At 40.8% G+C, this 24,354-nt stretch carries 22 protein-coding genes and 2 pseudogenes; 10 read left to right on the top strand and 14 right to left on the bottom strand.

What is annotated here, in order from left to right; translation table 11 throughout:
• Positions 1-123: 123 nt before the first annotated feature.
• From JT717_RS22140 to JT717_RS22125, 4 genes are all read right to left on the bottom strand, one after another.
• The gene (locus JT717_RS22140) at positions 124-912 is read right to left on the bottom strand and encodes an IS66 family transposase (RefSeq protein WP_205513220.1); all 789 of its coding nucleotides are present in this window, start codon (positions 910-912) and stop codon (positions 124-126) included.
• Between the two features lie 168 nt (positions 913-1,080).
• On the bottom strand, positions 1,081-1,440 hold the full coding sequence (gene tnpB / locus JT717_RS22135; RefSeq protein WP_369411730.1) for an IS66 family insertion sequence element accessory protein TnpB: 360 nt from the start codon (positions 1,438-1,440) through the stop codon (positions 1,081-1,083).
• Between the two features lie 2 nt (positions 1,441-1,442).
• On the bottom strand, positions 1,443-1,757 hold the full coding sequence (gene tnpA / locus JT717_RS22130; protein WP_205513218.1) for an IS66 family insertion sequence element accessory protein TnpA: 315 nt from the start codon (positions 1,755-1,757) through the stop codon (positions 1,443-1,445).
• Positions 1,757-2,167, bottom strand: a complete 411-nt coding sequence (locus tag JT717_RS22125) for an ATP-binding protein (RefSeq protein WP_205513217.1) — start codon at positions 2,165-2,167, stop codon at positions 1,757-1,759. Before JT717_RS22125 ends, tnpA begins: the two co-directional genes overlap by 1 nt.
• 217 nt (positions 2,168-2,384) lie before the next feature.
• On the opposite strand from JT717_RS22125, the gene JT717_RS22120 reads away from it, so the two are divergent.
• Genes JT717_RS22120 through JT717_RS22110 form a run of 3 tightly spaced genes read left to right on the top strand, consistent with a single transcriptional unit; the run spans position 2,385 to position 5,631 of the window.
• Complete coding sequence (locus tag JT717_RS22120; protein ID WP_205513216.1) at positions 2,385-3,641, top strand: site-specific integrase; 1,257 nt, start codon at positions 2,385-2,387, stop codon at positions 3,639-3,641.
• Complete coding sequence (locus JT717_RS22115; protein WP_205513215.1) at positions 3,641-4,621, top strand: tyrosine-type recombinase/integrase; 981 nt, start codon at positions 3,641-3,643, stop codon at positions 4,619-4,621. The genes JT717_RS22120 and JT717_RS22115 overlap by 1 nt, the downstream gene beginning before the upstream one ends.
• Positions 4,618-5,631, top strand: coding sequence for a site-specific integrase (locus JT717_RS22110; protein ID WP_205513214.1), 1,014 nt, complete (start codon positions 4,618-4,620; stop codon positions 5,629-5,631). Before JT717_RS22115 ends, JT717_RS22110 begins: the two co-directional genes overlap by 4 nt.
• Positions 5,632-5,699: 68 nt before the next feature.
• On the opposite strand, the gene JT717_RS22105 is transcribed toward JT717_RS22110, so the two are convergent.
• Positions 5,700-6,056, bottom strand: a complete 357-nt coding sequence (locus JT717_RS22105) for an ATP-binding protein (protein ID WP_205513213.1) — start codon at positions 6,054-6,056, stop codon at positions 5,700-5,702.
• Between the two features lie 173 nt (positions 6,057-6,229).
• Positions 6,230-7,798, bottom strand: coding sequence for an IS21 family transposase (gene istA / locus JT717_RS22100; RefSeq protein WP_205513212.1), 1,569 nt, complete (start codon positions 7,796-7,798; stop codon positions 6,230-6,232).
• A gap of 348 nt (positions 7,799-8,146) precedes the next feature.
• Here istA and JT717_RS28485 point away from each other — a divergent pair.
• Positions 8,147-8,281, top strand: a pseudogene (locus JT717_RS28485) (IS481 family transposase); the annotation flags it as partial.
• A gap of 104 nt (positions 8,282-8,385) precedes the next feature.
• On the opposite strand, the gene JT717_RS22090 reads toward JT717_RS28485, so the two are convergent.
• The gene (locus tag JT717_RS22090; protein ID WP_205513210.1) at positions 8,386-9,975 is read right to left on the bottom strand and encodes an ISL3 family transposase; all 1,590 of its coding nucleotides are present in this window, start codon (positions 9,973-9,975) and stop codon (positions 8,386-8,388) included.
• 226 nt (positions 9,976-10,201) lie between these two features.
• Here JT717_RS22090 and JT717_RS28480 point away from each other — a divergent pair, with 226 nt between their 5' ends.
• Positions 10,202-10,471 carry an IS66 family transposase gene (locus tag JT717_RS28480; RefSeq protein ID WP_439650916.1) on the top strand — a complete coding sequence of 90 codons (270 nt, stop codon included), beginning with the start codon at positions 10,202-10,204 and terminating at the stop codon, positions 10,469-10,471.
• Positions 10,465-10,539: pseudogene (locus JT717_RS28905) on the top strand (transposase domain-containing protein); the annotation flags it as partial. The gene JT717_RS28480 and the pseudogene JT717_RS28905, both read left to right, overlap by 7 nt.
• Positions 10,540-10,911: 372 nt before the next feature.
• On the opposite strand, the gene JT717_RS22075 reads toward JT717_RS28905, so the two are convergent.
• The 7 genes from JT717_RS22075 to JT717_RS22045 form a co-directional block, all read right to left on the bottom strand.
• Entirely contained in the window at positions 10,912-11,181 is a 270-nt protein-coding gene (locus tag JT717_RS22075) for a hypothetical protein (RefSeq protein ID WP_205513208.1), read from the bottom strand.
• 450 nt (positions 11,182-11,631) lie between these two features.
• Positions 11,632-12,123 carry a TlpA family protein disulfide reductase gene (locus JT717_RS22070; RefSeq protein WP_205513207.1) on the bottom strand — a complete coding sequence of 164 codons (492 nt, stop codon included), beginning with the start codon at positions 12,121-12,123 and terminating at the stop codon, positions 11,632-11,634.
• An 89-nt stretch (positions 12,124-12,212) separates the two neighbouring features.
• On the bottom strand, positions 12,213-13,763 hold the full coding sequence (locus JT717_RS22065) for a hypothetical protein (protein WP_205513206.1): 1,551 nt from the start codon (positions 13,761-13,763) through the stop codon (positions 12,213-12,215).
• A 55-nt stretch (positions 13,764-13,818) separates the two neighbouring features.
• Positions 13,819-14,697, bottom strand: a complete 879-nt coding sequence (locus JT717_RS22060) for a glycosyltransferase family 2 protein (RefSeq protein WP_240348349.1) — start codon at positions 14,695-14,697, stop codon at positions 13,819-13,821.
• A gap of 18 nt (positions 14,698-14,715) precedes the next feature.
• The gene (locus JT717_RS22055) at positions 14,716-15,216 is read right to left on the bottom strand and encodes a MauE/DoxX family redox-associated membrane protein (RefSeq protein ID WP_205513205.1); all 501 of its coding nucleotides are present in this window, start codon (positions 15,214-15,216) and stop codon (positions 14,716-14,718) included.
• A gap of 465 nt (positions 15,217-15,681) precedes the next feature.
• Positions 15,682-16,065, bottom strand: a complete 384-nt coding sequence (locus JT717_RS22050) for a helix-turn-helix domain-containing protein (protein WP_205513204.1) — start codon at positions 16,063-16,065, stop codon at positions 15,682-15,684.
• 292 nt (positions 16,066-16,357) lie between these two features.
• Positions 16,358-17,188, bottom strand: a complete 831-nt coding sequence (locus JT717_RS22045) for a hypothetical protein (RefSeq protein WP_205513203.1) — start codon at positions 17,186-17,188, stop codon at positions 16,358-16,360.
• A gap of 242 nt (positions 17,189-17,430) precedes the next feature.
• On the opposite strand from JT717_RS22045, the gene JT717_RS22040 reads away from it, so the two are divergent.
• From JT717_RS22040 to JT717_RS22025, 4 genes are all read left to right on the top strand, one after another.
• Positions 17,431-18,192 carry a putative periplasmic lipoprotein gene (locus JT717_RS22040; RefSeq protein ID WP_205513202.1) on the top strand — a complete coding sequence of 254 codons (762 nt, stop codon included), beginning with the start codon at positions 17,431-17,433 and terminating at the stop codon, positions 18,190-18,192.
• Positions 18,193-18,579: 387 nt separating this feature from the next.
• The gene (locus tag JT717_RS22035; RefSeq protein ID WP_205513201.1) at positions 18,580-19,194 is read left to right on the top strand and encodes an RNA polymerase sigma factor; all 615 of its coding nucleotides are present in this window, start codon (positions 18,580-18,582) and stop codon (positions 19,192-19,194) included.
• A gap of 126 nt (positions 19,195-19,320) precedes the next feature.
• The gene (locus JT717_RS22030; RefSeq protein ID WP_205513200.1) at positions 19,321-20,538 is read left to right on the top strand and encodes a FecR family protein; all 1,218 of its coding nucleotides are present in this window, start codon (positions 19,321-19,323) and stop codon (positions 20,536-20,538) included.
• 349 nt (positions 20,539-20,887) lie between these two features.
• Positions 20,888-24,328, top strand: a complete 3,441-nt coding sequence (locus JT717_RS22025) for a SusC/RagA family TonB-linked outer membrane protein (protein ID WP_205513199.1) — start codon at positions 20,888-20,890, stop codon at positions 24,326-24,328.
• Positions 24,329-24,354 lie beyond the last annotated feature (26 nt).

The following is a 24,354-nucleotide window of genomic DNA, read 5'->3' as shown; positions in this document are numbered from 1 at the left end:
GTTTGGCTGGAATGACGGACATTTTGTTGCTTTTCAGATGTTATTACCTTCTCCATAATAAATTTTTAGACAACAAAAATATCCGACATTATTATTCATCTGCCTATGTCCAGTACCGAATGCTTACATTCCGGTTTCATCTGCATGCCAGTAATTATAACGCCACATTTCTCGTAAAAGCGCTTCTGCCAGCGGTTCTATGGCTTCTGCCACAAGTCGTACCCAATCAGCTATTGTGCTGTATGGTATTTGTATGCCATGGCGCTTGAACCTTTCCAACTGGCGGTTTAGTGGTAAGGCATCTATAAACTTATCAATAATTATCAGCGCTAACAGTCCGGGATCGGCAATTGATCTTTGAATAGCCCGGGTTGGACGATTGCCTTGAACCAGGCGGGTAGCGCCTGATTTATTTTCTACACTACATCGATATTGAGGAATAACAGTGCGATTCACTATTAACTCCCCAGGCTTGTAATCCAGGGTTTCAATAACTTCTTCGCCCACCTTTTCGCAATGGCTTACATCTTCTTTGGGCTCTATAACAGTAACTAGTCTCTTAAGGTCCGCGGGCAAACCCTTCTCAGGCTGGTTTACGGCAGACGGCTTTTTTACTTTTGTATAGCTTATCTTTTGAACCTCAGCCAGCTTTGTGCTGGCCGCCGCTTCTTCAAATACAAGGTCCAATTCCCTTTGCTGTTGCGACGTACCTGATGGCACAAATCGTTCAGATTTGAAGCCTTTAACAAGTTTGGTAAGCCGTTGTATCTGGTATTGAAGCGTGAGTAATTGAGCGTGTAATGTTTCGTTGGAGGTTTGCAGCTGCTGATTGTTTTGCAGCAGTTGCTGATTCATTTGTAATAATGCTTCGTACAGCTCTTTGTAGTTGATGTGTTCGCTTCCGGCTGCCATTGTTCCAAAGATAGAACAGCCAGAAGGTATTGCCCAGTGATGAGCGGCACAAAAGTTATACAGCGCAAACGTGGATAACCCAGGGCAAAAAACTGATTTTAAAAAATCAAGGCCTTCACAATAGCGTACTTAACTCTAGTAAACTCCCCAATGCGAATGATTCAATTCTCAGCGGGTTCCGGCGGCAATATATCGCTTTCGGTAGTGCGCTTTTTTCAGAGAGATGCCCTGCAAGATGAGCATAAGCTGCCTGCTACTGATAACACTATGCGTTCCTGCCTGCATACATCCTGGCATTTCAAAAGTTCCTGATTCCAGTCGTTTATAATACAGGCTAAATCCATCACCTTCCCAATGAAGTAGTTTCACATGCGTCTGGCGTTTGTTGAAAAAGATAAAAATATCACCCAGTTTAATCGCCATGTTCAACTCGTTCGTTACAAGCCCGCACAGCCCATCAAAGCTTTTGCGCATGTCGGTCCATTTATGATACAGCAGGTACCGGCTGGCATGGTTAATTTGTAACACCCTTAACGCATTAACTCTTTTAAATAACTTACAGGCACCTCCTTGTACAGCTTTAGTCCATTATATTCCGCGAATAATTCGGCGCCCTTATGTTCATCGGCCTCCAGTTGCAACAGGCTAAAACTTTCTGCTTGCGGCCTGCCAACTGTCTTTGCATGATTCATGTATTTTTTTCGCCAATAGTAATAACAAGCTTCCGATACTTTTTTCAGCTCGCAGAATGCTTTTACAGGCAATTCCCCGGATTGCTGCTCTTGTATCAGGGAAAACATTTCCCGGGCGGTTCGTTTGGGATTGGATACTTTGGCTTCCAGCATCAAATTTCAGTTTTGGTAACCGTAAATTTAGATGCTTGGCTGTTTGTGCTTTTTAAACTTCCCGGAGGGATACTTCTGGACTCTCCCCTCAATTCGATTCGATGGCATTTGGCTGTCAGTCTGTCAAGAATTGCATCGGCCAAGGTTGGCTCATCCAGGTAATCATGCCAGGCTGATACGGGTAATTGAGAAGTAATGATGATTGATTTTTTCTCATACCGGTCTTCCATTATTTGGAGTAATGCCAGCTTTATGTTTTTGTTGATATGCTGTAAGCCAAAGTCGTCAAGAATGATCAAGGGTACTTTTTCCAGTTGGTTTAATAGCTTAACGTAGCTTCCATCTGTCTTGGCCATGTTGATCGTTTCAATTAACCGGTTCAAGTTAAAGTAGCGTGTTTTAATACCCATTATACATGCCTGATGTCCCAGAGGCACACGCTATCGCACTCTTGCCTGATTTATGTAAAACTTTGCATAAATCAGGTTATGTAAAGCTTAGGATTATGTAAAGCAATTTTTACAACCTTTTGTAAATCAACGCTGGCTCCTAAACTTTACCTCATAACACTTTACATTATTTTTTACATTGAAGAGACGATTTTGTCTGGAACGTAAAAAATATGTAATGGCTAAGAAAAAACAAACCATCGATGAAGTAATTGCATTATTTAGTGATTATCTACGGAGTATTCACAGAGCAGATAGTACTGTCCATTATTATAATCGGCAATGGAAGAAAGTTAAAGCGTTCATGTTAACGCATAAGATCAAATATTTTGATCGATCTGTTTCGGAAATGTTTTTTACATCAACCCTTGGAAAATACGAATATAGATCCCTTCGCTATTCCGGGAAAAACATGGTCAATCTTATTGAGGCGCTGCATGAATTTCAGGAAACTGGTAAAGTATTAAAGGGCACTCAACGAAATCCACCAAAAATATTTACTGGTGTAATTGGAGAATCAATGCTGGAATATATTACCCGCAGACAGGCATTACTTAATCTTTCCAAAGCAACCATACATAATTATTATCTGTACCTCAACAGGTTTCTTCTTCATTTAAATGAAAAGGGAATTAAAAAGATAAATGAAATATCCAAACATGATATACTTTCATTCACGAGAAGCATCTCTCCTCATCTGCTGGCAAGTAAATCAATTGCTCTAGGCATTTTAAAGGGCTATTTGAGGCACTTATTTGATCAGTCACTGATTGAATCAAATTATTCTATAATTGTACCCAGGGTAAATTATGACAAGCAACCGAAGCTTCCATCTGTATTTTCTAAAGAAGAGGTCACAACATTGCTTGGTTCTATAGACCGATCCAGTCCTGTTGGTAAGCGTGATTACGCAATATTGCTTCTGGCAACAAAACTTGGTCTTAGAACATCCGATATAGTCGCTCTTAAATTTGAAAATATTATTTGGGAAAAGAACATTATCGAGTTTAACCAGGTAAAAACGAAAAAACATATTACTCTTCCACTTTTACCTGAAATAGGAAATGCCATAATTGATTATATGAAATATGGCAGACCTGTTTCTGACGAACCATACTGTTTTTTGCAGTTATTAGCACCACATGATAGAATAGAAAAATCTTCCGTCGGTGGACTCGTTCGGTATAATTTAAAGCGTGCAGGCATTAAAATAGGGAATAGAAAACATGGGCCACACGCATTGCGTCATAGCTTTGCAGAAAAATTACTTTCCAATAAAACAACATTGCCGGTTATCTCTGAGGCATTGGGTCATAGCAGTTCGGAGTCGACCATGTATTACATGCGTATCGATATAAATGCGCTTAGGCAGTGCGCACTTGAGGTTGATTTAATACCGTCATCATTTTACCAACAAAAAGGAGGGCACAAATAATGAGAAAATTTTATTACAGCGAATATGGTCCTCTCTTTGAAGAATATATTACTCTTAAAAGAAGTCTGGGTTATAAATATCGTGACCCGGAATATATTTTTAGTCAATTTGATAAACTTGTTTTATCAAGAGAAGAATCGACTATCGGAATATCAAAGGAATTATCAGATGCCTGGTATAAAAAGCGTCCGCATGAATCCCCTAAAACGAGATACTCCAGAATACAAGTCATAAGAGGGTTCTCATCATTTTTAAATACGCTTGGTTATCAGTCGTACATACCGGATTTACCCAAGCTAAGTAAAAACTTCACTCCATATATCTTTACGAAAGATCAAATAGCCTTATTGTTTAAAGCAAGTGATCAACTTAAAGGAACGCGACTTAATCTAACCTCAAAAGTTTTTATTATACCTGCCTTACTTCGATTATTATATGGAACAGGATTACGTGTAAGTGAAGCGCTTTCCTTATCCTGTGACGATATAAATATCAAGGCAAAATATCTTGTACTACGATATACTAAAAATGGGAAAGAAAGACTGGTGCCTATTTCTGACTCTCTATGTAAGGTATGCAAAGAGTATTTAGACTATCGACAAAACTTCCCGATTATAAATGACAGCAATCGTTTGTTCATTAATCCAGATGGTTCTGCCTGTAATATACACGCCGCATACAAATGGTTCCGGCGTGTATTATATAAGGCAAAAATACCACATGCCGGAAAAGGATTAGGACCCCGGCTACATGATTTACGCCATACATTTAGTGTACACACGCTGGCAAATATGGCAGAGGCAGGAGTAGATTTATATTATTCTCTGCCAGTGTTATCCACTTATTTGGGGCATCAATCAATAGGCGCAACCGATAAATATATCAGGTTGACTGCTGAAATGTTTCCTTCGATCATCGCAAAAACAAGTGAAGCCTTTCCTTTTTTATTTCCAGAAATCTATCATCTAATCGAAAAATGAAGCCAACTGATTTTTCTAAAAGCCTCACTGACTTTTTAAGTAAATATCTCCCTGCTGAAAGAGGCATGAGTTATAATACAATATCATCTTATAAAATGACATTTATATTATTTATCGAATTTATGAACACTCAGAAAAATGTAAAAGTGCAGAAGCTTAGTCTCGGTCATTGTAGCCGGGAGTCGATTGTTCAATTTTTGGATTGGCTCCAGCAAACAAGAAAGAATAGTGACTCTACGCGTAATGTAAGGCTAGCGGCAATCCATTCCTTTTTTAAATTTATGCAGTATAGGGAACCTGATCGGCTAAATGAATGGCAACAAATTTTGTCTATAAAGGTAAAGAAAGCCAAAAAAGAAGTTATTAATTATTTAACTGTAGATGGGATCAAATTACTTCTTCTGCAACCTGATCAATTATCCAGAAAAGGTGCTCGGGATCTTGCGATGCTTGCGCTAATGTATGATACGGGAGCCAGGGTGCAGGAAATTATTGACTTGACACCATCGTCCCTTCGGCTGGATAAACCATTTACTATTAAACTTATTGGAAAAGGGAATAAGGCCAGAATCGTTCCTCTAATGGAGCAGGAGGTTGTTCATTTAAAATATTACATGCAGAAAAATAAATTATTTGAACCACAAGCCAATTTATATCCTTTATTTTTTAATACTCGAAAAGAAAAATTAACAAGAGCCGGAGTGGGTCATGTACTGCAACGATATGCTGATATGGCGCGGAATAAAAATCAATCGCTTATACCAGATAAAATCAGCTGTCATTCTCTTCGACACTCTAAAGCTATGCATTTACTTCAGGCAGGTGTAAATCTGGTTTACATTAGAGACATCCTTGGCCATGAATCAGTTCAAACAACAGAAGTTTATGCAAGAGTCGACTCGAAACATAAGCGGGAAGCCATTGAAAAAGCATACAGCGATGTTATGAATAACGAAGTGCCGGAATGGAATAACAATGAAAGTCTAATCGATTGGCTGAGGAACTTCTAATGATCGAAAAATTATGTAAAGTAAATCGTGATCGTATTGCTGTATTACAATGCATTGCAGTATTTACTTTACATAATCCTGAACTTTACATAACCACAGCCAGTTGCGCCAGTAATCAATAAATTTTCCCCAGCCTTGATGTAATTGCCTTCCAGTAAGCTGGCCCAAGAAGCTTTTGTTAGGTTTCGGTCGGTGCTGCAGTCTATCTGCTGGGCTGTGATGTTATATCGTAACCTGGCAGATTTTAACAGCGATTCCATGCGTTCATTCGTTCGGTGTAATTGTTCAGCCTGAAGTAGATGAGCCAGTAGTTCGTGTCCTTCTAACTGCTGATTAACGGGTAGCTCCAATTGCGAACGATAACTGGCAGCCATGCCTGTTAACTTCAGATTCTCCATTTGCGTGAGGCTTTGTGTTGTGTTCATTGATGTTGATTTTTAAATTGATTAGATAAATGTTTGGCGCTCGAGGAAGCATAGGATTGCTTAATAAAATCATCATAAAATATTAGAGGTAAAATCCTGTGCTTCCTCCAGTGCAAGCCCGCCGCAGGCGTCAGGGGCTGGCATGTATTATGAGTGTTTCATCGTCTTGATCTCTATTTGTAATTTTCAGGTCCTCTTATGTTCTCATGATCAGGTAATTGTTCTGGTTCATCCTGCTCTTCATTAAAAAGTAATGGTTGTTTATCCAGCCCTGCTTCCAAAATATTACGGATCATTTTCAATGTTGGCCTGGGAACGTTGGAAGCCCGGCGGCAAGCTGCTTCCAGACGATCTTTGCCGTATAAGTCTTGTAAGCGTATCATGGCGTGACAGGTCTTGAAGTTCTGTTCCGGATATATGCTACCATGGAGCAGTCGGTCGGCCGCTTGCCTGGTATATTCGCCTACCCAGCCGGCTTTTGTGAGCAACTGTTCTACAGTCCATCCTCGTAATTCAACCATATGCTGATGGTTGGATGGCATGTGTTCGTGGATGCGGTTAAACTTAGGTTCGTTACTGCTACGGACATGGAACGCAATGCGCTCATTTTGGTAGAATACTTCCAGGGTCCTGCTATCATAACTCAGCCAAACTTTACATCCAACGTACTGGTATGGGACTGTGTAATAATGCTTGTTATCGGGGAGTTGGACAGCATAGTTGGTCTGAACGGTTACCTGTTTGCCTTTTTTCACCTGGTATGGCTGGGAAGGCAGTGCCTTTAAAACGGGCTGTTCCTGGCGCATAAATATATCCAGGCGGCTTTCTGAACTGTTCTTATACGGCTTGCGATTAAGGGTGTCCAGATGCAGGCGGATGTGATGATTAAGCGATTCGATACTGTGGAACACTTCATTGCGTAAACGGGCATAGATATTTGTATAAACAATGTTCACTGCTTTCTCTACCATTGCCTTATCCTTAGGCTCTGCCGGGCGTGTAGCGCTGAACGTAGTATTGTAGTGTTCAGCGAGCTGGTTACAAAGATCTGTAAATGCTGGTTCGTATTTATCAGCGCGCTTTACGGCCGTTTTAAAATTGTCACACAGGATGGTTTTTGTAACCCCGGCAATGTATTTGAGGCATTCATTGATGCAATGGGCAAAGTCAGCTGTCTTTTGTGATGACACTGCAATACAAAAGATCAGTCCGCTAAAAGGTAATACACCAATGAACACTTCGCACATAATCACTTCACCCGTTTGCCTGTCTACATAGCTGAGTTTCTTTCCTGCAAAATCGCCTTGTATAAACTCTCCCGGATTATATTCCCAGTGGAAAGCGGGGTCGCTGTCTTTCAAAAATTTTCTAAACAGCAAACAGTACTGCGTATATCCATAGGGATTTTTATGTCCCTGGCAATATTCGATCCAAAGCAACTGTTTGGTCACGCCGGTTTTATGCAGCTCGTGCTGCGCCAGCGTAAAATGAGCCAGCAGGGCTTCGAATCGTTTACCACGTATGAGCGTATAATCGCTATTATAAACAACGGATGCCAGCTCCTTATCGCTGCCAGGGTATGGATCCTCACCGGCATCGATGGGCTCCATTTTGCGCAGATATTTTTTTACCGTCTTGCGGCTAATACCTGTTCTACGGGCAATTTCTTTAATGGCAACACCGTCCTGTCTTAATTGCCAAACTTGTTTGATCTGATTCATATCAACTGCTTTTTGAGCCATTTCCCCTGTTTATGTTTCTAAATAGGGGCAAATGAATACAATTGCGCTGACGCTTTTGAACCTTCTGACAGAGGGGTTACCATGCTCCGTATTAAGTCGGATCAGTACTCCACAGGGGGTGCCAATCACCGTAATAACCATAATACGAAGATGCTTCTGAAGGGGGTACCATGTGCCGTATTGACAGTGCAGAAAAAAATAATGAAACTTGCAAAAGTGGGAGAAAAAGATGGGTTCAAAGAGACAAATTGGAACATTCAACTAAAAGCAGGCGGGGTTACCATCAACGTATCGAGGGGTTACCATGAAACGTATTGGGGGGATACCATGGACCGTGATCTACATCTGTGGTTAGAAGAGTATAATAACCAGCGTACGCACTCTGGCAAATACTGTTATGGCAGAACTCCTATGCAAACATTTTTAGAAACCTTACCTTTAGCAAAGCAAAAAATGCTACAGGATGTCCCACCTGCAGCATAAAATATATCCTGACCCTATAAAACTAAAAAGAAAAAATCCTCAAACTGTCGGATCAAATACTAGCTAGAACAGTTTAGGATCATTCCGGTGATGCTGGTTCTTCGTCAAGCTTGGTGGTTTACTAATCTTTTTCTTAAAAGCTCAAAACTCGCCCTACCGTACATTTGACGCTTGAATATTTTCAACTTATTAACCAGGCCTTCTACCGGGCCCTTACTCCATGGTAATTTTACGCCATTTTCGATTGCCTCGAAATCAGAAAGTAATCCTTTTGCAAATCCTTTGATTTCTTTGACGTTTGATGATATAGCATTTTTGATCCATGCATTTAACATTGAACCGTCTTTTTTCTTGAGCATGCTTTTGAATTGCCGTATGAGTTTTGCAGCTCTTTTGATTTCCTTACTCTCCGTGCATAGGGTATTAATAAACAATTTCTCTTCCTTTGATAAGCGTCGTCTATCAATATAAAAGAGATTGCTGGCTTTAGATGGCACCCAGAATATCGTTGGCAACTGATTCGTAGTATTATTTATTTTTCCTTCGCGCAATTTTCTGACATTCTCATAGCACATTGTTGTTGATCCCTTGTACCCCATTTCTGTAATTTTCTCTAAGACTTCCTTTGTTTCCATCCTTGGATTTTCATCCAGCATTTTACTTACTGCTTCATCATAAAGGTGCATGTTGGTCATTCTGGGTGACCTCTTGGGGGGCAGAAAGTCAAATGACTTCCACTTTCTGATAGTAATCCTAGTTACGCCGGTATCCCTTGCAATTTTTTTAATACTATTACCATCGAACAACATTTGCTTCACTTGATGGAATTTTTTGGCTATCACGCCATTCTCAGTTATTTCATTTTCTTTTCTCACAACGGGTTGAGGTTGAACTTCGTTATTCGCTTGATAGCTCATTCGCTGCCTGGCAGCTTTTAAACTAACAATATTTCTATCCAATGCTTTTTGCATTGCATCACCCAGGTTTTTAAGCAGGTGCCAACGGTCGGCGACATGCTTAATGAATGGAGATGCTTTTTTTACACCATTGGCAAAATTAGAATACCGGTCTCGACTTACAATTTCAACACCGGGGTGTGCTTTTAGCCATCCTTCAACTGAAACAGTTTCTCTATCAGGTAACAAATCGATTATTTTTCGCTTCTCAAGATCTACGATAATTGTACCATATCGAGAGCCCTTTTTAAAAGCCCAGTCATCAATACCCAATACCTTAGGAACAGTGCTCTGCTCAAGGGGTTGCTGATGTATTAATCTAATTAAGGTCGAACTGCTGGTCGGCCTATTCATTAATTGACATATTCGAACACCTCCCTTTCCTCCCATTAACGAAGCAATTTTTAAAAACTTTTCATTTACTCGTTTCGTAACTGTTTTACGGGCGACTATATGCCCCGAAAACCGTTCTGCAAATACTTTTCGGATGCAATTGACATTAAGGCAATAAAACTTTCTTACATGGAGAATTAACCAGGTTTGGCTACCTGCCAGTGGCAAATCCATAATCTTTCTTGTATAATAACTGTGTAAACGGGAGCTTAATTCATTACAATTTGGGCAATTACTTCCCGATTGCTTACTTCTGACATAAATTAACACCTTCCCATCTTCTTTTTCTGCATTAATCACCTCAAATATTTCCGATCGTCCAAACATCAATTCATTATATGGCATTCCAGTCGTTTCTCGAGATTACAAACTTCTTCTTACTTAATAAAAGAGATATGTCAATTCAACACGACCGCCCCTTAAGCGAAATTTACATTGTTGCCAATTTCTTTGCACCATTGTTACCAAAAGTTATGTACTCTTGTTGCCAATTGTTGTGTATTCCTGATTGCCAAAAACTCTGTAGTTGTAATTACCGAATTACAATTGGGATTATGGGTGCAACAGCAATATGTACAGGTACTGCCTAGAAGCGCCATTGGCAAAGCGCTGGCGTATAGCATCGAGTGGTGGAATAAGCTATCTATATATATATATTACTGATGGTCGGTTGAAAATCGATAACAACCCAGTGGAAAACAGTATACGTCCCGTGGCCCTCGGTAGAAAAAATTATCTCTTCGCCGGCTCTCACGAAGCTGCAAAACGGAGCGGCATGTTATATAGCTTGTTGGGCACCTGTAAAATGCATAATATAGAACAGAACCATACTCATGGCTAAAGGAAGTATTGCAAACAATACCTCAGCATCCTGTAAACAGAGTAAAGGAGCTTTTACCACATCATTAAAAAAAGTAACCTTCGATAGATCTTCGTTTAAATGCAACATATACTTGCGCAGGGATACACAACTTACTTGATGTAATGGCGTATCTGATGAACAATACAGGTCTGTCGATGGCCAACAAATACTGCCGATGGCTTCAAGGAAACCTTGTAAACATATATACAGGCAATCAGTATATCAGTTACACCTGTTGCTGCAGGTTTGTTAATAGACGCAGCCAGAAGTCGGCTCCTTTATTCTCGGGTTTTTTAAATCACAACAGTTACACAATTCAAAAATGAGGCTATCTCGTGTTTTTGAGAACAGACGAGATAGCCTCTACGCTATACCTCAATTATTAATGACAACTTATTCTTTTGTCAAAAACATGAAGACTATAATTCTATGTCAGTTAAGTTTCTGCTTTTGCAGAAAGTAGAATTGTTTGTTGTTGTGGTATAAGCTTTAATTACGCTACCACCGGTAGAAACTTCTCTCAAATTAGGAGTTTCAATTGAGCAATTAGTACCACCAGCTGTAGTTGTGTACCAAGTAGTCAGGCCACTAAAATTCTTAAAATGAACGTTGTTAGCTTTAAAGGCCAATGCTCCGCTCACCACTGCTAATACAGTGATTGCACTCAACATAACTTTTACTTTTTTCATAAAATAGTTGCTTTTTTTAAAAAAGCTAAATTTTGAGTTATTAATTATGCCTACTCTATTTAATGGTTTTCAGCTTCCCCATTTGCCAACCATATGGTGTTATTTTGCTGGCACTTCATTATATTGTTATTAGCGACAAACAAGATATTAAATTGTGCTAGTAAACAAATAGAAAACATAATTAGAAGAAAATATTTCTCTCTAAGAGGATCCGTCTTAAAGATTGTAATAGTTTCTTTTACATTTCTTATATAATGAGACCAGCATTTTGGCTTTAAGTATTATTTAGTATCGACATTGCAATTGCTATATATATGTGTATAATATTTAAATAACTAAGATTCATATAATACAATTTTCAAGCAAGTTCTATAGTTGAGTATACGTAAAAACTGGTCTGTGCTAAAAGATACTTATAACAGTGTGCCTGTGACATTAGTATCATTTTTGTTAGCTTTCAGCAACTTTCTTAATGTGCTTTACTGAAATATTTCCTAAATATGCCTCAATTAATTTTTTGTCCTTGTCATAGATAGCAATATATGGTACTCCAGAAACCTTAAAATATTTCCAGAAAAAATAAGTATGATCAACGCCAGCCTTAATGTTTTTATATTTGTCCAAACGATATTGGACATAAATTTTTCTCATTTCATCCAAGCCAGTTGTACTAAAGACATAAATATTTATATTCTTTAGATTTTGAATTTGTTCGATTATTTCTGTTAATTGAGCTTTGCAATAAGGGCAATGAGGACTTAGATAAAATAATATCACGGGTTTCCCTTTCGGAATATCATTCGTATTTAAATAATTAATGCTATCCAACAATAATAGTTTAAATGATGGCATAATTTTACCTTCATGACCAGTTTTTTGCCCTTGAATGCCAAGGCACCCTGTAAAGAAAATGTATATTATAAATGTTCTTAGGTATAGCATAAAAGAATATTTCCGGTAATTGTGAAAGGTATGCTACGTTTTAATTGCAATCCGCGTCACAAATCCAATTTATTTATCATGTACATTATTCAGTTTTCTAATATCCACTCTGTCCTTTCTACAGAAGGGCTGTTTTTTAAAGATTTTTCTTTATCGAAAGATCTCATTAAGTTAATCATCCAGTCTAATAATAACACTACATAAATTGTTGTAATTGTTATAGGAAAAGATTGAAAGCGTAAAGCAGCGGATGAAGCAAATATTGTAAAGGCTGCATTAACTATCCAAAGGCCAAAGGCTAGAGCCAAACCCTTTCGAAAGTTTACATCATAAATCCACCCGTTTAATAAAAGAAAGCATATTACGGTGAGGAACATTACGCTATTTGCTATTCCTGATAAGACTGGGTAAAATCTTAGCTCCAATACATCTTTGGTGCTTTTACGTGTCTTTACCCGCAAACTTTTATAAGAAAACCATACTTTTGCGATGTCCTGCACACTATCAGATCCTGAGTTGTATACTTCCAAAAATTCGACTGGTGGTGCATAGTACTTTTTAAAGTTCGGCCAGATAAAATGTTCAACAAATTGCCATGGATATGTCCTTATAATATAAAGTCCATAGTCTTTGTAGAGCGGTGCCATAGATGACCATCTTTTCAACTCTCCAGAAGTTGTATCTTTTGCGTACAATGAGTCTCTATATTTAAATAGTGGCAATTCACGTGTCCACATATATACAGTGCTTGCTTTAAGTGCCTCCTGGGGATGTTTATTTACATCGCGGGTGGTGTCAAAGTATTGCCTGATCATTTTGTCCAATGCGTAAAATTTGTTAGGTACAGGTTTGCGATTAGAACTGTCAACATATCTATAGGCATACATTGCATTGTTGGCTAGTTGCCAACCACCAAAAGGTGAATACTGCCAGTGTCCTGTAAGTCTTTTGTATTTGTAGGAAGTATAACAAACGAAAGTGCCACAAAAAAGAAAACAAGCAGCAATACATATGAGTTTTCTTCTTGGTGAAATGTTTGATAAGAGCAAAACAACAGCCGTAATAAATGGATATATTAATGCATTATACCTGGTTGTGAAAGTGATAAAGAGCATTATGATGTTTAAGGTGATAATTACGTTAGATGGCCTATATATAATCCATATTAACAGGGTAAACCAGACTAAACTAGTTGCAAGAAAAAAGTTGTCGCTTGAGATTAAATTTGCTAAATGCAAAAACAAAGGATTTAATACCATAAAGAGTAGTAATATCTTTTTTGTAATCGCATTTATATTGTGAAAGTAAAATAATGTAAATAATAGAAAAACTATTGAAGCTTCGATAAAAAAGTATTGAAATGCCACTAGTGCAGTGTCGGAAGAGCTAATAACACTGAACAAGCGTAAGAATTTGGAATAGCCTATTAAATAGGTGTTTATACCTGAGTTATAAAAGGCGGCTGTTAAATAAGAAAAGGAATCTCCGTGAATAAAACTAGCAAAAGGATAGAAGTATTTAAACAGAGCAAACCCAATCAATGCTGCCATTCCTGATAACAACAAAAGTGATTTATTGTTTTTATTTTTAAAAAGAAAGTCCTTGAAGGAAACGTTAGTATTTTTGGTGCAATCCGTCATAGGCTGTTATATTGTGATTGATGAAGAATCATGAGGTGTATGGTTTTCGTCTCACTTATCTTTGCTTAAAAATCGCAAGCGGCGTACTTAGAAAGCCGTATTTCAGGATACAATAGATTGCTCTTAAACCATCTCGCCACCCAATCTTCTTTCCCTCAGCAAACGTTCTCCCATAATAACTAATCCCAACCTCATATATTCGAACATTAGGTACCATAGAGATCTTCGCCGTCACCTCCGGTTCAAACCCAAATCTTTTTTCCGCTAAGGAGATCCGTTGAATAATAGAAGTCTTGAACACCTTATATCCCGTCTCCATATCCGTCAGGTTCAAATTGGTGAACATGTTGCTTAAGAAGGTGAGGAACTTATTCCCGATCGAATGCCAGAAGAACAGGATGCGGTGAGGATTACCGCCCATAAATCTTGAGCCGTATACCACATCTGCCGAGCCCAGTACAATGGGTTTCAAGAGTGTGTTGTACTCGCCCGGGTCATACTCCAGGTCAGCATCCTGTACCAACAGGTATTCGCCGGTTGCCTGGGCAATGCCTGTATGGATAGCCGCACCCTTTCCCTGGTTTACATCGTGTTTTATATATTTAAAGTAATTGATCGTCAAATTCGGTGTATTGGCAATATAATTTTGCACAGCCGCCTCCGTATTATCCTTCGAACAATCATTCACAATGATCACCTCCTTCTCAATATTCCGGATCAACTTCACTTCATTGATCCTGTCCAGGATCAATGCAATCGTCTTGTCCTCATTATAAGCCGGAATTATAATCGATAAACGGTTAATGCCGATGGCTTTTTCATTCGCAGTTTGTAATGTGCTTCCGCTTTCGCTGTATAACTCCGCTGCTTGTTGCAGTGTCTCCGGCATAGGCTGTGGCATCAAACTGTTGCTTGTTTGTATTGTATCAGGCATAAGGCATATTTTCAAGATTTACAATTGAACCCTGCTCCAATCTGCTTTGATCGAGCGGCGGATCTGTTTTTCCAACCGTACGCCAATGGCGGCTAGTAGTATAAAGATGCTATTGAAGACTAAATGGCCATTCCAGGAGAGCAAAGAGATGATCCCACCGCAACTGCAGGGCAGTTCTTTAAAGAAGGTCATCACGGCTCCTATATAAATAGTAAATGCGATCATTAAGAAGAGCGAACTATATAATCCCTTCAAACGCCATCTGGGCACCATTAACATAATGGATACAATGAATTCGGTGATGGGTAATGCCCAGGCGATAAATGATGATACAGGCTTTAAGATAGGTGACTCGGCAATTTGCTCTTTAAATACGGAATACTCCATTAATTTACTAATGCCAGTATATAAGAAGAGGATGATAAATAATAGCGCAATGGTTTCTACAATGGTAGCTTTCGTGAGCCAGCTGAAGGATAAAATCTTTGTATTCCGGTTGTGAATAACAGGACCTTCCATGATAAAATGGTTGATAATGTTTAATGGTATTCCCGTTCGCCTTCCGCCAGCGGGCGGAGACGAGTAGGATCGTTTCATTATGTATCTTGTAACAGCTAGTGGTGAAAGGGGTCGATAGAATGATCACATTCTCTTCGATGTTAGTAGCCGTTTATGCTGTAGCTAGAAAGCCACGGCGTACCGGCGGAAACCTTATCCATTTAGGATAGATTACATTTACCTGCCTACAGGCAGTTCAATAGATTGGTGAAAATCCCGGACGAAAACCGGGTTCTTGTTATTTAATTAGATGACTCTTTGAATTTGTATTGCCTGAGGTGAGTGCTGAACAACTACAAATGGCCTTTAACTGTTCTCCTTATTTCTTCCGGCGGCAATCACCGGAGCTTCTTTCATTCTGTATGCAAGTTACATTGGTCCATTTTATCTTTTTGCTGCATTGTTTTTTCTTTTTGCAGTATTCTTTTATCTTTTTGCATTGTCCAGGGCGGCCATATGCTCCTGGAAGGCTTTTTCCCATTCGGTAGGCGCCATGCCGAACTCTTTTTTAAAGGCCGTACAAAAGGCGCTGGAAGATCCATAAAAGCATTTGGTGGCTACCTGCTTTTTAGATAAGCCCTGCTTTAAATAGAGCTTGGCAATTTGCAGGCGTTGCTTTACCTGGTATTCTTTAATGCGGTAACCGTACACTTCTTTAAATGCTTTTTCAACCGAATTGCGGTGGGGGCTGCTGATCTCTTCGAGCAGGTCGGCGGCGCTGCGGTACCGGAAAGGATCGGTATCGATGTGCTTTTTAATGGAATTGATCGCCGCAAGCACATAGCTTGAATAAGGTTTCGTGTTGAGCATGGCAGAACGATTTATCTTGTTAATAGAAAATAGCCGGCTTCTCATCGTTCTACATTTCAAATAAGGTTATAAGAAAAAAGGTCTACTCACCAAATTTACAGCTTCGCCCATCCCTTGCATAAAAAATCAGTTCATGTTTTGCCCAAAGATGACATAGTTTGCTCGATTAGCACCGCTTTTACAACAATTGGCACGGCTTTCCATGAAAAAAGGCAAAGGAAACGCCGTTCAACCGGTTCCTTTGCCTTGTCCAATCAGTGCTTGGAATATATCAACGGCCGCCGGCCGCTTATTAATAGTAGTGATACACCGCATCCAGGTGCACGGTATAATCGGGCATCTGCGGGTAACGGGTGGTAGAAGCTACTTTCTCGATGCGGTAATCGGTTACCGTATATACATGCTCTTCTATCTTATCAACAAAGGAAGGGTCGGCGCCTAATTGTACGATGCGGGTCACCTTCGCCGGCAGCTTCTTTATTTTGTGCAGCTGCAGCACCAGGGCCAGGTTATACACCGGGTAGTTCTCCACCAGCGAGGGATCCAGGTAATTAGCCGGTTCAAAACTTACCAGGGGCGACCAGCTATCGATGGTATGCGTTATTTCATTATTACCCTGCTTGGTGATCACTTTCTCCAGCTCGCCGGCGCTATTGTAATAGTACCTGCTCAATGTCTTTACCGAAGTACCGGCTTCATTGGTGATGGAATAACGCAGGCTATCCAGTTTACCGGAACTGTTATAGATAAAATCGAACGTGTAATGCCTGTCAGAAGTAGGTACCTTTTCCCTATTGATCATACGCACTACTTTGCCGCCGGCATCGTATTCAAAGACGTTCTTGTAAGAAGAACGGTCATCATACATTTCTACGAGTTTATTGCCCTGCCAGCCATATTCCGTACTGCCGGCTACATTGCGGTAGGTATAATCGATGCGTTGCAGGCTGCTGTCGGCATTGTATACAAAGGCGCCTTTCAGGCCATTATTCCATTCTATACTTTTCAAATGATACTGCGGAAGGTTCAATTCGGGTTCGTCAATGGGGTCGTCTTTATCACAGGCCGTAAACACGCTTAACAAGGAAGCCAGGAGTAACAAGGCGGGGAATTGCTTGGTCATAGTTGCTATTTTCATAAATGACCGCAAAAGTACTTGAACCGTGGCTTTGCTTTGTGTAGTGAATAAACAGTTCATCATCGAATTTTCGCCCCTGATCAAAAAATACGGGAAAAACACCTGTTGGGGGAGTGTTATATAGGTATAAATTTACATGCATTCATGAACCATCCTGGTTTTAATTATAAGGTAAGCGCTCATTAGTAGTCATATTGTTAACCTATTTTTTCCTCAAAATGATTATTATGAGAAATTACCTGTGTTTTTTTCTGAGTGTTTTCTTATTTACTGCCTGCGTCTCCAAAAAAAAGGCTGCTATTCCCGAAACAGAGACCGGATCCATTCCAGGGGCACAAATATCCCTGGATGAATCATCGCTCACCAAAGCGATCAATGCCATCCTGGATAGCAGCCGGCAATTTACAATGGATACTATCGGGGGCATCGACAAACTGGAGAAACCGGATGGCAGCCTTGCCAATTGTAATGACGTACCCAGGGGCAGGCAGGACCTGACCAGTTTAAAGACCATTGTAAAGGTCTTTAATGGAAACTTAAATGCGGGCATGGCCGTACCTGGTTTTGGCGGCACTACCCTCGGGCGTACGGAAGCCAGTTATCATGTTTATTATGTAGAACCCAAAGTGGTAAAATGCGATACCGGCACCCAGGTGTATGGATGCGGTTATTCCGTTCACCTGCTGGTGAAGAAGATCAAAAAGAATATCAGCCTGGCGAAATTGCCGGTAGTAGCCGCCAATGTGGAAGTGGAAAGCAATAAGACCCAGGTCTATTATAGTTTACAAACCCATGGGCTCACCGGTATGCCCCTGGTAAAATTCTTTAAGCCGGTGGTGGATAAACCGTTTGATGTAGAAGGGTTCGGCATCATGCAGTCGAGCATCGATGGGGTGCATAATGTGATCTCCGATCCGGCCCTGGCATCGCAGGTAAGTTTTAAACCTACGGAGTTGAAGTTCATCAAAGCAGCTGATCTGGACAATTAACCAGTGAAATAAAGTACCAGCCCAACTGGCATTCGAAGACCCCGCTTTTGGAGCGGGGTTTTTTATTATGGAGCAATTGATACAGGTCAATCATTTTTGCTTGAACCTTTTGCTGGATTGATTTTTTCTCATCATCATTTTCCTGATTTCGGTTGAATCCCCGTAAGTTTGTATGGCCAATCAGTATGTAAGACCTCTACTGTATTATTACCCTGCGATTTACATTTGCTTTCTTTGTAACCATAAAATGGTCGCCCTTAGATGCTCTGTTCCATAGCCGGAACAAACAAACCGCTTTCTCTGAAAATTCCTTATCAGGTATTAGTAGCACTTTTTGTCTGCCCCCTGTGCTTTTGGGGCAGCGCTTAATTCTGGAATTCATTGTACATGGCTCCGATCTTAGATAAGCAGGTTTTACTGGATTTTCAACAAGGGAAACATGCCGCCTTTCAGCGGGTGTTCGAGGCCTATTATCCAAGACTATTTGATTTTGCCGTACAGCTGATCGAGCATTCAGATGAAGCGGAAGATATTGTGATCGTTGTTTTCCGCAAACTATTTGAGAAGGCGGCAGGCTTTTCCACCGAAGAAAATCTGCGGGCTTATCTGTATGTAAGTGTGCGCAACCGCTGCCTGGGTTATATCCGCCAGCGGCGATCGATGAGTGATCATCAGAAAAAGCTGGTGAAGCTCATTCAGAACGATACCAGTTTTGTGTATGAGTATGAGATCAGGGATGTAATATATAATAAGGTACAGGCCGCCATTGATCAGCTGCCCGAGGAATGCCGCCGCATTTTTAAAATGCTTTATATTGATGAACTAAAGCCTGCCGAAGTGGCCGAGATCCTCCATATCAGCACCAGTACGGTGTACAACCAAAAGCAAAACGCGTTGAAAGCCCTGCGCCTGCACCTGCGCGAAAACACTTTGGAGATTGCCTGGTTCTTATTTGTGCTGCTGGCTGCACAAAAAGCCAGGATCTGTGCGCTCACCATCTAGTGAAAAATAAATTCTCCAATGGCTTAGAGATTCCATAACAGTTAGGCGTTTTATAGGATGTGAATGTCACCAACACGTTATTAAAAGGTTATTTCTTCGCCGATCGAATAACCGCACAAGAAACGCATGTCTGAATCATCCCATATAGCAACCCTTATTTACAGGCATCTGACCAATGAACTGGCGCCGCCCGAACAGGTGGAGCTGGAAAGCTGGGTACAGCAATCGGAAGAAAATAAGATCTTCTTCCATGAAGTGAGTGATGCCGTGTATGTGTTAAAGGAATCAACGGCCCGGCAGGAAAGGATGCAGGCCGTGGATGTACATAGGGCCTGGGAGAAACTACGGGCATTGGGTTTGCCGGAGGACATGCAGGAAGAAGCACCAGCCACAAAGATCGTTCGTTTCACCTGGTGGCGTTATGCCGCAGCAGCGGTTGGTTTGTTATTGATGGTATCTTTTGTTATTTATTACTTCGTTCGGTCGAATAAGCCGGCCACCGTGCCTGTGGTGGTGCAGAACATCCAGCAGGAAGTGAAGCCCAGGACCCAGGCCGCTTACTTAACCCTGGATAATGGCCAGACTATTCTGTTAGACAGCGCAACCGGTTTACTCGCCACCCAGGGCAGCACCCAGGTGGCAAAGGACCAGGATGGGGTATTACGGTATACAGGCGGTAAGGGCAAGGAGCAAAAGCTGATCTATAATACCGTAACGGTGCCCCGGGGAAGTGATGTGGTGTATTTGCAGCTGGCCGATGGGAGTAAGGTATGGTTGAATGCGGAGTCGAGCATTCGCTACCCCGTAGCCTTCATAGAAGAAGAGCGCCGGGTAGAGATTACCGGGGAAGCGTATTTTGAAGTAAGCAGATCATTGAAAAAGCGTTTTATAGTATCGAATGGGGGCATGAACGTCGTCGTATTAGGCACCCGCTTCAATGTGAATGCTTACGCGAATGAAGCGAATATAAAAGTGACCCTGCTGGAAGGAAGTGTAAAAGTGCAGTTGGCGAAAGCCGAACGATTAATAAAACCCGGGCAGCAGGCCGTATTAAGCGAAGCCAGTATCGATGTGCTCAACGATGTAGACCTGGAACAGGTGATGGCCTGGAAGGAGGGGAAATTCGTTTTTAGCAATACCAATATCCAGCTGATCATGCGGCAAATGGAAAGATGGTATGATCTCGAGCCTACGCGCTATGAAAGCAAAACCGTGAAGCAATGGGAGTTCAATGGGGAGATCTCGCGCTATAACAATGCTTCGAAAGTATTACAGTTGTTGGAGAAGACCGGCTCAGTAAAGTTCACCGTCGAAGGAAAAAAAATTACTGTCAAACCATTATAAGAAATTAAACGACCATAAACCTACGCTGATATTTTTAAGCCCTGCCCCGTATTAATGCAATACCCTGGAAGTGTAATTCGCAGCCCTGATATTGACCAGCCTTATCATTTGATCGCCTGCCTTATCAATATATAACCGGATCCTGCCGGAGGGAGCTGATCCCATTAAACATTAGGCCATGTCCCATTTTTAATTGTAGGGAAAATTGACTGCCTGCTTGTAGCTACGATTGCTATAATTAACTGCTTAGAACAAGAAAGCCAGCGATGCTGTCACATTGCCGGCTTTGGGATGTCAACTACCTGCAACACTACGAGGCATCACATTCGTTAACACTTAACCCAAAGGTATGCAAATTATCGTTTGCAAACTAGTGCATTTATTGCCCGCCATAGACAATAAAGCACCTGAACCAAAACAAAGCATCCGCCACTACGGTGGCGCCACCAAAATGCTGCGACAAGCAGGTAGAATTATGAAGCTCACTGCTATCTTAATACTGGGAGTTTGTTTACAGATCCATGCTGCAGGGTATGGGCAGCGGATCACGCTTTCAGAGAAGGACGTTCCCCTGGAACGCGTCTTTAAAAAGATCCAGCAACAAACGGATTATAAGTTCCTGTATACTTCTCAGTTGTTGGAGGGCGCACCCCGCGTTACGGTATCCGTTAGAGATGCCAGCGTGCACGATGTGCTTGCGCTGATATTTAAGGAAGGTCGGCTGGATTATGAGGTGAATGAGAAGACTATTGTGGTGAGGCCGAGGAGGGAACAACCCGCCAAACAACTTTCATTAACAGATCTCAGAGATCCCATTGAGGTGCGTGGGGTTATTACTGATGAGAATGGAGCGCCGGCAAGTGGTGTGAACGTAATGGTGAAAGGTACCAGCAAGGGGACGACAACTAATTTGAAGGGGGAGTTTGTCCTTCGTGACGTTGCAGAGAATGCAGTGTTGTTGATTACGTCGGTGGGGTATGATAGGCAGGAAGTACTTGTTAAGAACAAGGACTTTTTATCGCTAAAGTTAAAGGTGGCTGTTGGGAATTTGGATGAGATGCAGGTGATTGCTTATGGGACGACGAGTAGGAGGTTTAGTACGGGGAATATCTCAACTGTTAAAGCTACGGACATTGAAAAACGTCCAATACAAAATCCATTGTTGGCATTGCAAGGAAGGGTGCCTGGAATAGAGGTTACCCAGCTGACCGGATTGTCGGGAGGAGGTGTTACAGTGCGCATTCAAGGTCGAAATAGCCTTAGACTTAGTGGCCTTGAACCTTTAATTGTGATAGATGGGGTTCCTTATGCATATCAGCTTTTTGACAATGGTAATTTTCTGGACAACCTCGTGCAGGGCGGGAGCCCGTTGAATTACATTAATCCAAATGATATAGAATCTATTGATGTATTAAAGGATGCGGATGCAACTTCTATCTACGGCTCACGAGCCGGAAACGGGGCCATTTTAATCACAACCAAAAAAGGAAAGGCCAGTGGGCTTGCGAAATTGAATTTCAATCTGCAACAAGGCTGGGGAAAAGTAACACGCCGGGCCAAAATGTTGAACACAAAGCAATACCTGGAAATGCGGTACGAGGCTTATAAAAACGATGGTATCGATATCTCAACGCTTACACCCAGCAGCAGGACATATGATTTGACAGTCTGGGATACTACCCGTTATACAGACTGGCAAAAAGAATTGATTGGTGGTACCGCGCATTATACCAATATAAATGCCAGTATCTCCGCTGGAACTTCCATCGTACAATATTTGATTGGAGCTACATTTAACCGGCGCACTACGGTATTTCCAGGCGATTTTGATGATAAAATGGGCGGATTAAACTTTAACATTAACGCTGCTTCAAAAAATCAAAAACTGCAAGTGCAGCTAAGCGGAAGTTATATGTATGATCAAAACCATTTGCCTGGTACCGATCTCACCCAGAATGCTGTTTTGTTGGCGCCTAACGCACCAAATATATATAACGAAGATGGTACTTTGCATTGGGCGCCTAATGCTGCTGGTAATTCTACATGGGATAATCCAATGGCGTATACGGTCAGTACTGATTTTGTTAATAATACAAAGAATCTGCTGGCTAATGCGCGAGTTACCTATCGATTACTGTCAGGGCTTGAAGTGGCAGGTAGTTTTGGGTATACAAATATGCAAAATGACCTATTTCTTCCAATGAGGTTAGAATTATATAAACCTGAAAACAGACCCTTCTATAACAGAATTGCATCTTACGGAAAAAGAAACATGAGTAATTGGATCATTGAGCCCCAGATCCGGTATACTACTAATTTAAATAAAGGGAAAATTGAAGCGTTGATAGGTAGCACGTGGCAAAAAAACAGTAGCGATATGTTGCAGTTTGATGGAATTGGTTATCCAAATGATCAGATGATGCAATCAATATTAGCTGCCAATGTAAAAAATGTAAACAGTTCCAATTTTTTGTTATATAAATACAATGCCTTTTTTGGTCGGCTGAGTATAAATTGGGATGAAAAATACCTGGTTAATCTTACGGCTCGCCGGGATGGAAGCAGCCGTTTTGGTGATAAAAACAAATTTCACAACTTTAGTAGTATAGGACTTGGATGGATTTTTAGCCAAGAGCCATTAATTAAAAAAAATATACCCTTTATAAGTTTTGGAAAACTCAGAGCCAGCTATGGCACTACGGGGAATGACCAAATCCCTGATTACTTATATGTTAGTACTTATGCTATTACTAACCCCCCAATACCTTATCAGAATACAACTGGTTTGCAGGTAACCAGTATTCCTAATCCATACATTCAATGGGAGGAGACCCGTAAATGGCAGGGAGGCATCGATTTTGGTCTTGTTAATGATCGGATTGTATTAGGAGCTACCTATGCATTAAACAAGTCTACTAATCAAATTATATCATACATCTTGCCTACTGTTACTGGTTTCCCTTCTACAGTTCAAAATTTTCCAGCCGTCATCCGTAATACGAATTGGGAGTTCACTTTGAATACTTTTATTGTGAAAGAAAAAGACTTTAATTGGACAAGCAATATTAATTTCACGATACCCAAAAACAAATTAGTTAGCTTTCCGGACATAGAAGAAACCAGTTATGCACTTGGTTTTGATGGTGTAATTGTTGGACAGCCTCTTGGCGTAAATAAAGTATATCGTTATGCCGGGGTGGATGCTCTTACTGGCCGGTATTTGGTGTTTAACAAAGATGGACAACCGACTCTGGATCCTAATAGCATCGAAGATATGACCGCCTTAGTACCTGTACAATCAAAATACTATGGTGGTTGGTTGAACAGCGTCAGTTTTAAAGGATTTCAGATTGATTTTTTATTTCAATTTGTGTATCAAAATGGGTTCAAGCATCTTTATTTCTCAAACGGCATAGTGGTGCCCGGACGGTATTCATCAAGTGGAGCTAACAACCAGCCTGTTACCATTTTAAATCGTTGGCAAAAGCCGGGCGATATCGCGGCGATCAACCGATTTACCACCATGTCATCTAACGGAGCAACTATGACAAATAGTAACGCTGATTATAGTTATGATGCATCATTCATCCGTTTAAAAAATGTTTCAATAAGTTGGCAGATGCCTTCTCAATTTACTAACAGAATAAAATTACAAAGTTGTTTATTGTATTTCCGTGGGGATAATCTGGCTACAATAAGCCAGTATAGCGGTCTTGATCCGGAAACACAAACTCATACCACTTTACCGCCGTTGCAAATGTGGACCGTAGGGATGAAATTTGAACTATAAGGTCCCATTATAATGGAACATGGTGA

Origin of the sequence: Longitalea arenae (assembly GCF_016924755.1) — a bacterium.
Taxonomy (GTDB): domain Bacteria; phylum Bacteroidota; class Bacteroidia; order Chitinophagales; family Chitinophagaceae; genus Niastella; species Niastella arenae.
This window is presented reverse-complemented; position numbering and strand designations above follow the sequence as displayed.

Bases quoted from the DNA above. Each gene is read 5' to 3' on its own strand.
- JT717_RS22140 (WP_205513220.1), bottom strand. From the start codon at position 912: ATGGCAGCCGGAAGCGAACACATCAACTACAAAGAGCTGTACGAAGCA.
- tnpA (WP_205513218.1), bottom strand. From the start codon at position 1,757: ATGCTGGAAGCCAAAGTATCCAATCCCAAACGAACCGCCCGGGAAATG.
- JT717_RS22125 (WP_205513217.1), bottom strand. From the start codon at position 2,167: ATGGGTATTAAAACACGCTACTTTAACTTGAACCGGTTAATTGAAACG.
- JT717_RS22120 (WP_205513216.1), top strand. From the start codon at position 2,385: ATGGCTAAGAAAAAACAAACCATCGATGAAGTAATTGCATTATTTAGT.
- JT717_RS22115 (WP_205513215.1), top strand. From the start codon at position 3,641: ATGAGAAAATTTTATTACAGCGAATATGGTCCTCTCTTTGAAGAATAT.
- JT717_RS22110 (WP_205513214.1), top strand. From the start codon at position 4,618: ATGAAGCCAACTGATTTTTCTAAAAGCCTCACTGACTTTTTAAGTAAA.
- JT717_RS22105 (WP_205513213.1), bottom strand. From the start codon at position 6,056: ATGAACACAACACAAAGCCTCACGCAAATGGAGAATCTGAAGTTAACA.
- istA (WP_205513212.1), bottom strand. From the start codon at position 7,798: ATGGCTCAAAAAGCAGTTGATATGAATCAGATCAAACAAGTTTGGCAA.
- JT717_RS22090 (WP_205513210.1), bottom strand. From the start codon at position 9,975: ATGCCATATAATGAATTGATGTTTGGACGATCGGAAATATTTGAGGTG.
- JT717_RS28480 (WP_439650916.1), top strand. From the start codon at position 10,202: ATGTACAGGTACTGCCTAGAAGCGCCATTGGCAAAGCGCTGGCGTATA.
- JT717_RS22075 (WP_205513208.1), bottom strand. From the start codon at position 11,181: ATGAAAAAAGTAAAAGTTATGTTGAGTGCAATCACTGTATTAGCAGTG.
- JT717_RS22070 (WP_205513207.1), bottom strand. From the start codon at position 12,123: ATGCTATACCTAAGAACATTTATAATATACATTTTCTTTACAGGGTGC.
- JT717_RS22065 (WP_205513206.1), bottom strand. From the start codon at position 13,763: ATGACGGATTGCACCAAAAATACTAACGTTTCCTTCAAGGACTTTCTT.
- JT717_RS22060 (WP_240348349.1), bottom strand. From the start codon at position 14,697: ATGCCTGATACAATACAAACAAGCAACAGTTTGATGCCACAGCCTATG.
- JT717_RS22055 (WP_205513205.1), bottom strand. From the start codon at position 15,216: ATGGAAGGTCCTGTTATTCACAACCGGAATACAAAGATTTTATCCTTC.
- JT717_RS22050 (WP_205513204.1), bottom strand. From the start codon at position 16,065: ATGCTCAACACGAAACCTTATTCAAGCTATGTGCTTGCGGCGATCAAT.
- JT717_RS22045 (WP_205513203.1), bottom strand. From the start codon at position 17,188: ATGACCAAGCAATTCCCCGCCTTGTTACTCCTGGCTTCCTTGTTAAGC.
- JT717_RS22040 (WP_205513202.1), top strand. From the start codon at position 17,431: ATGAGAAATTACCTGTGTTTTTTTCTGAGTGTTTTCTTATTTACTGCC.
- JT717_RS22035 (WP_205513201.1), top strand. From the start codon at position 18,580: ATGGCTCCGATCTTAGATAAGCAGGTTTTACTGGATTTTCAACAAGGG.
- JT717_RS22030 (WP_205513200.1), top strand. From the start codon at position 19,321: ATGTCTGAATCATCCCATATAGCAACCCTTATTTACAGGCATCTGACC.
- JT717_RS22025 (WP_205513199.1), top strand. From the start codon at position 20,888: ATGCAAATTATCGTTTGCAAACTAGTGCATTTATTGCCCGCCATAGAC.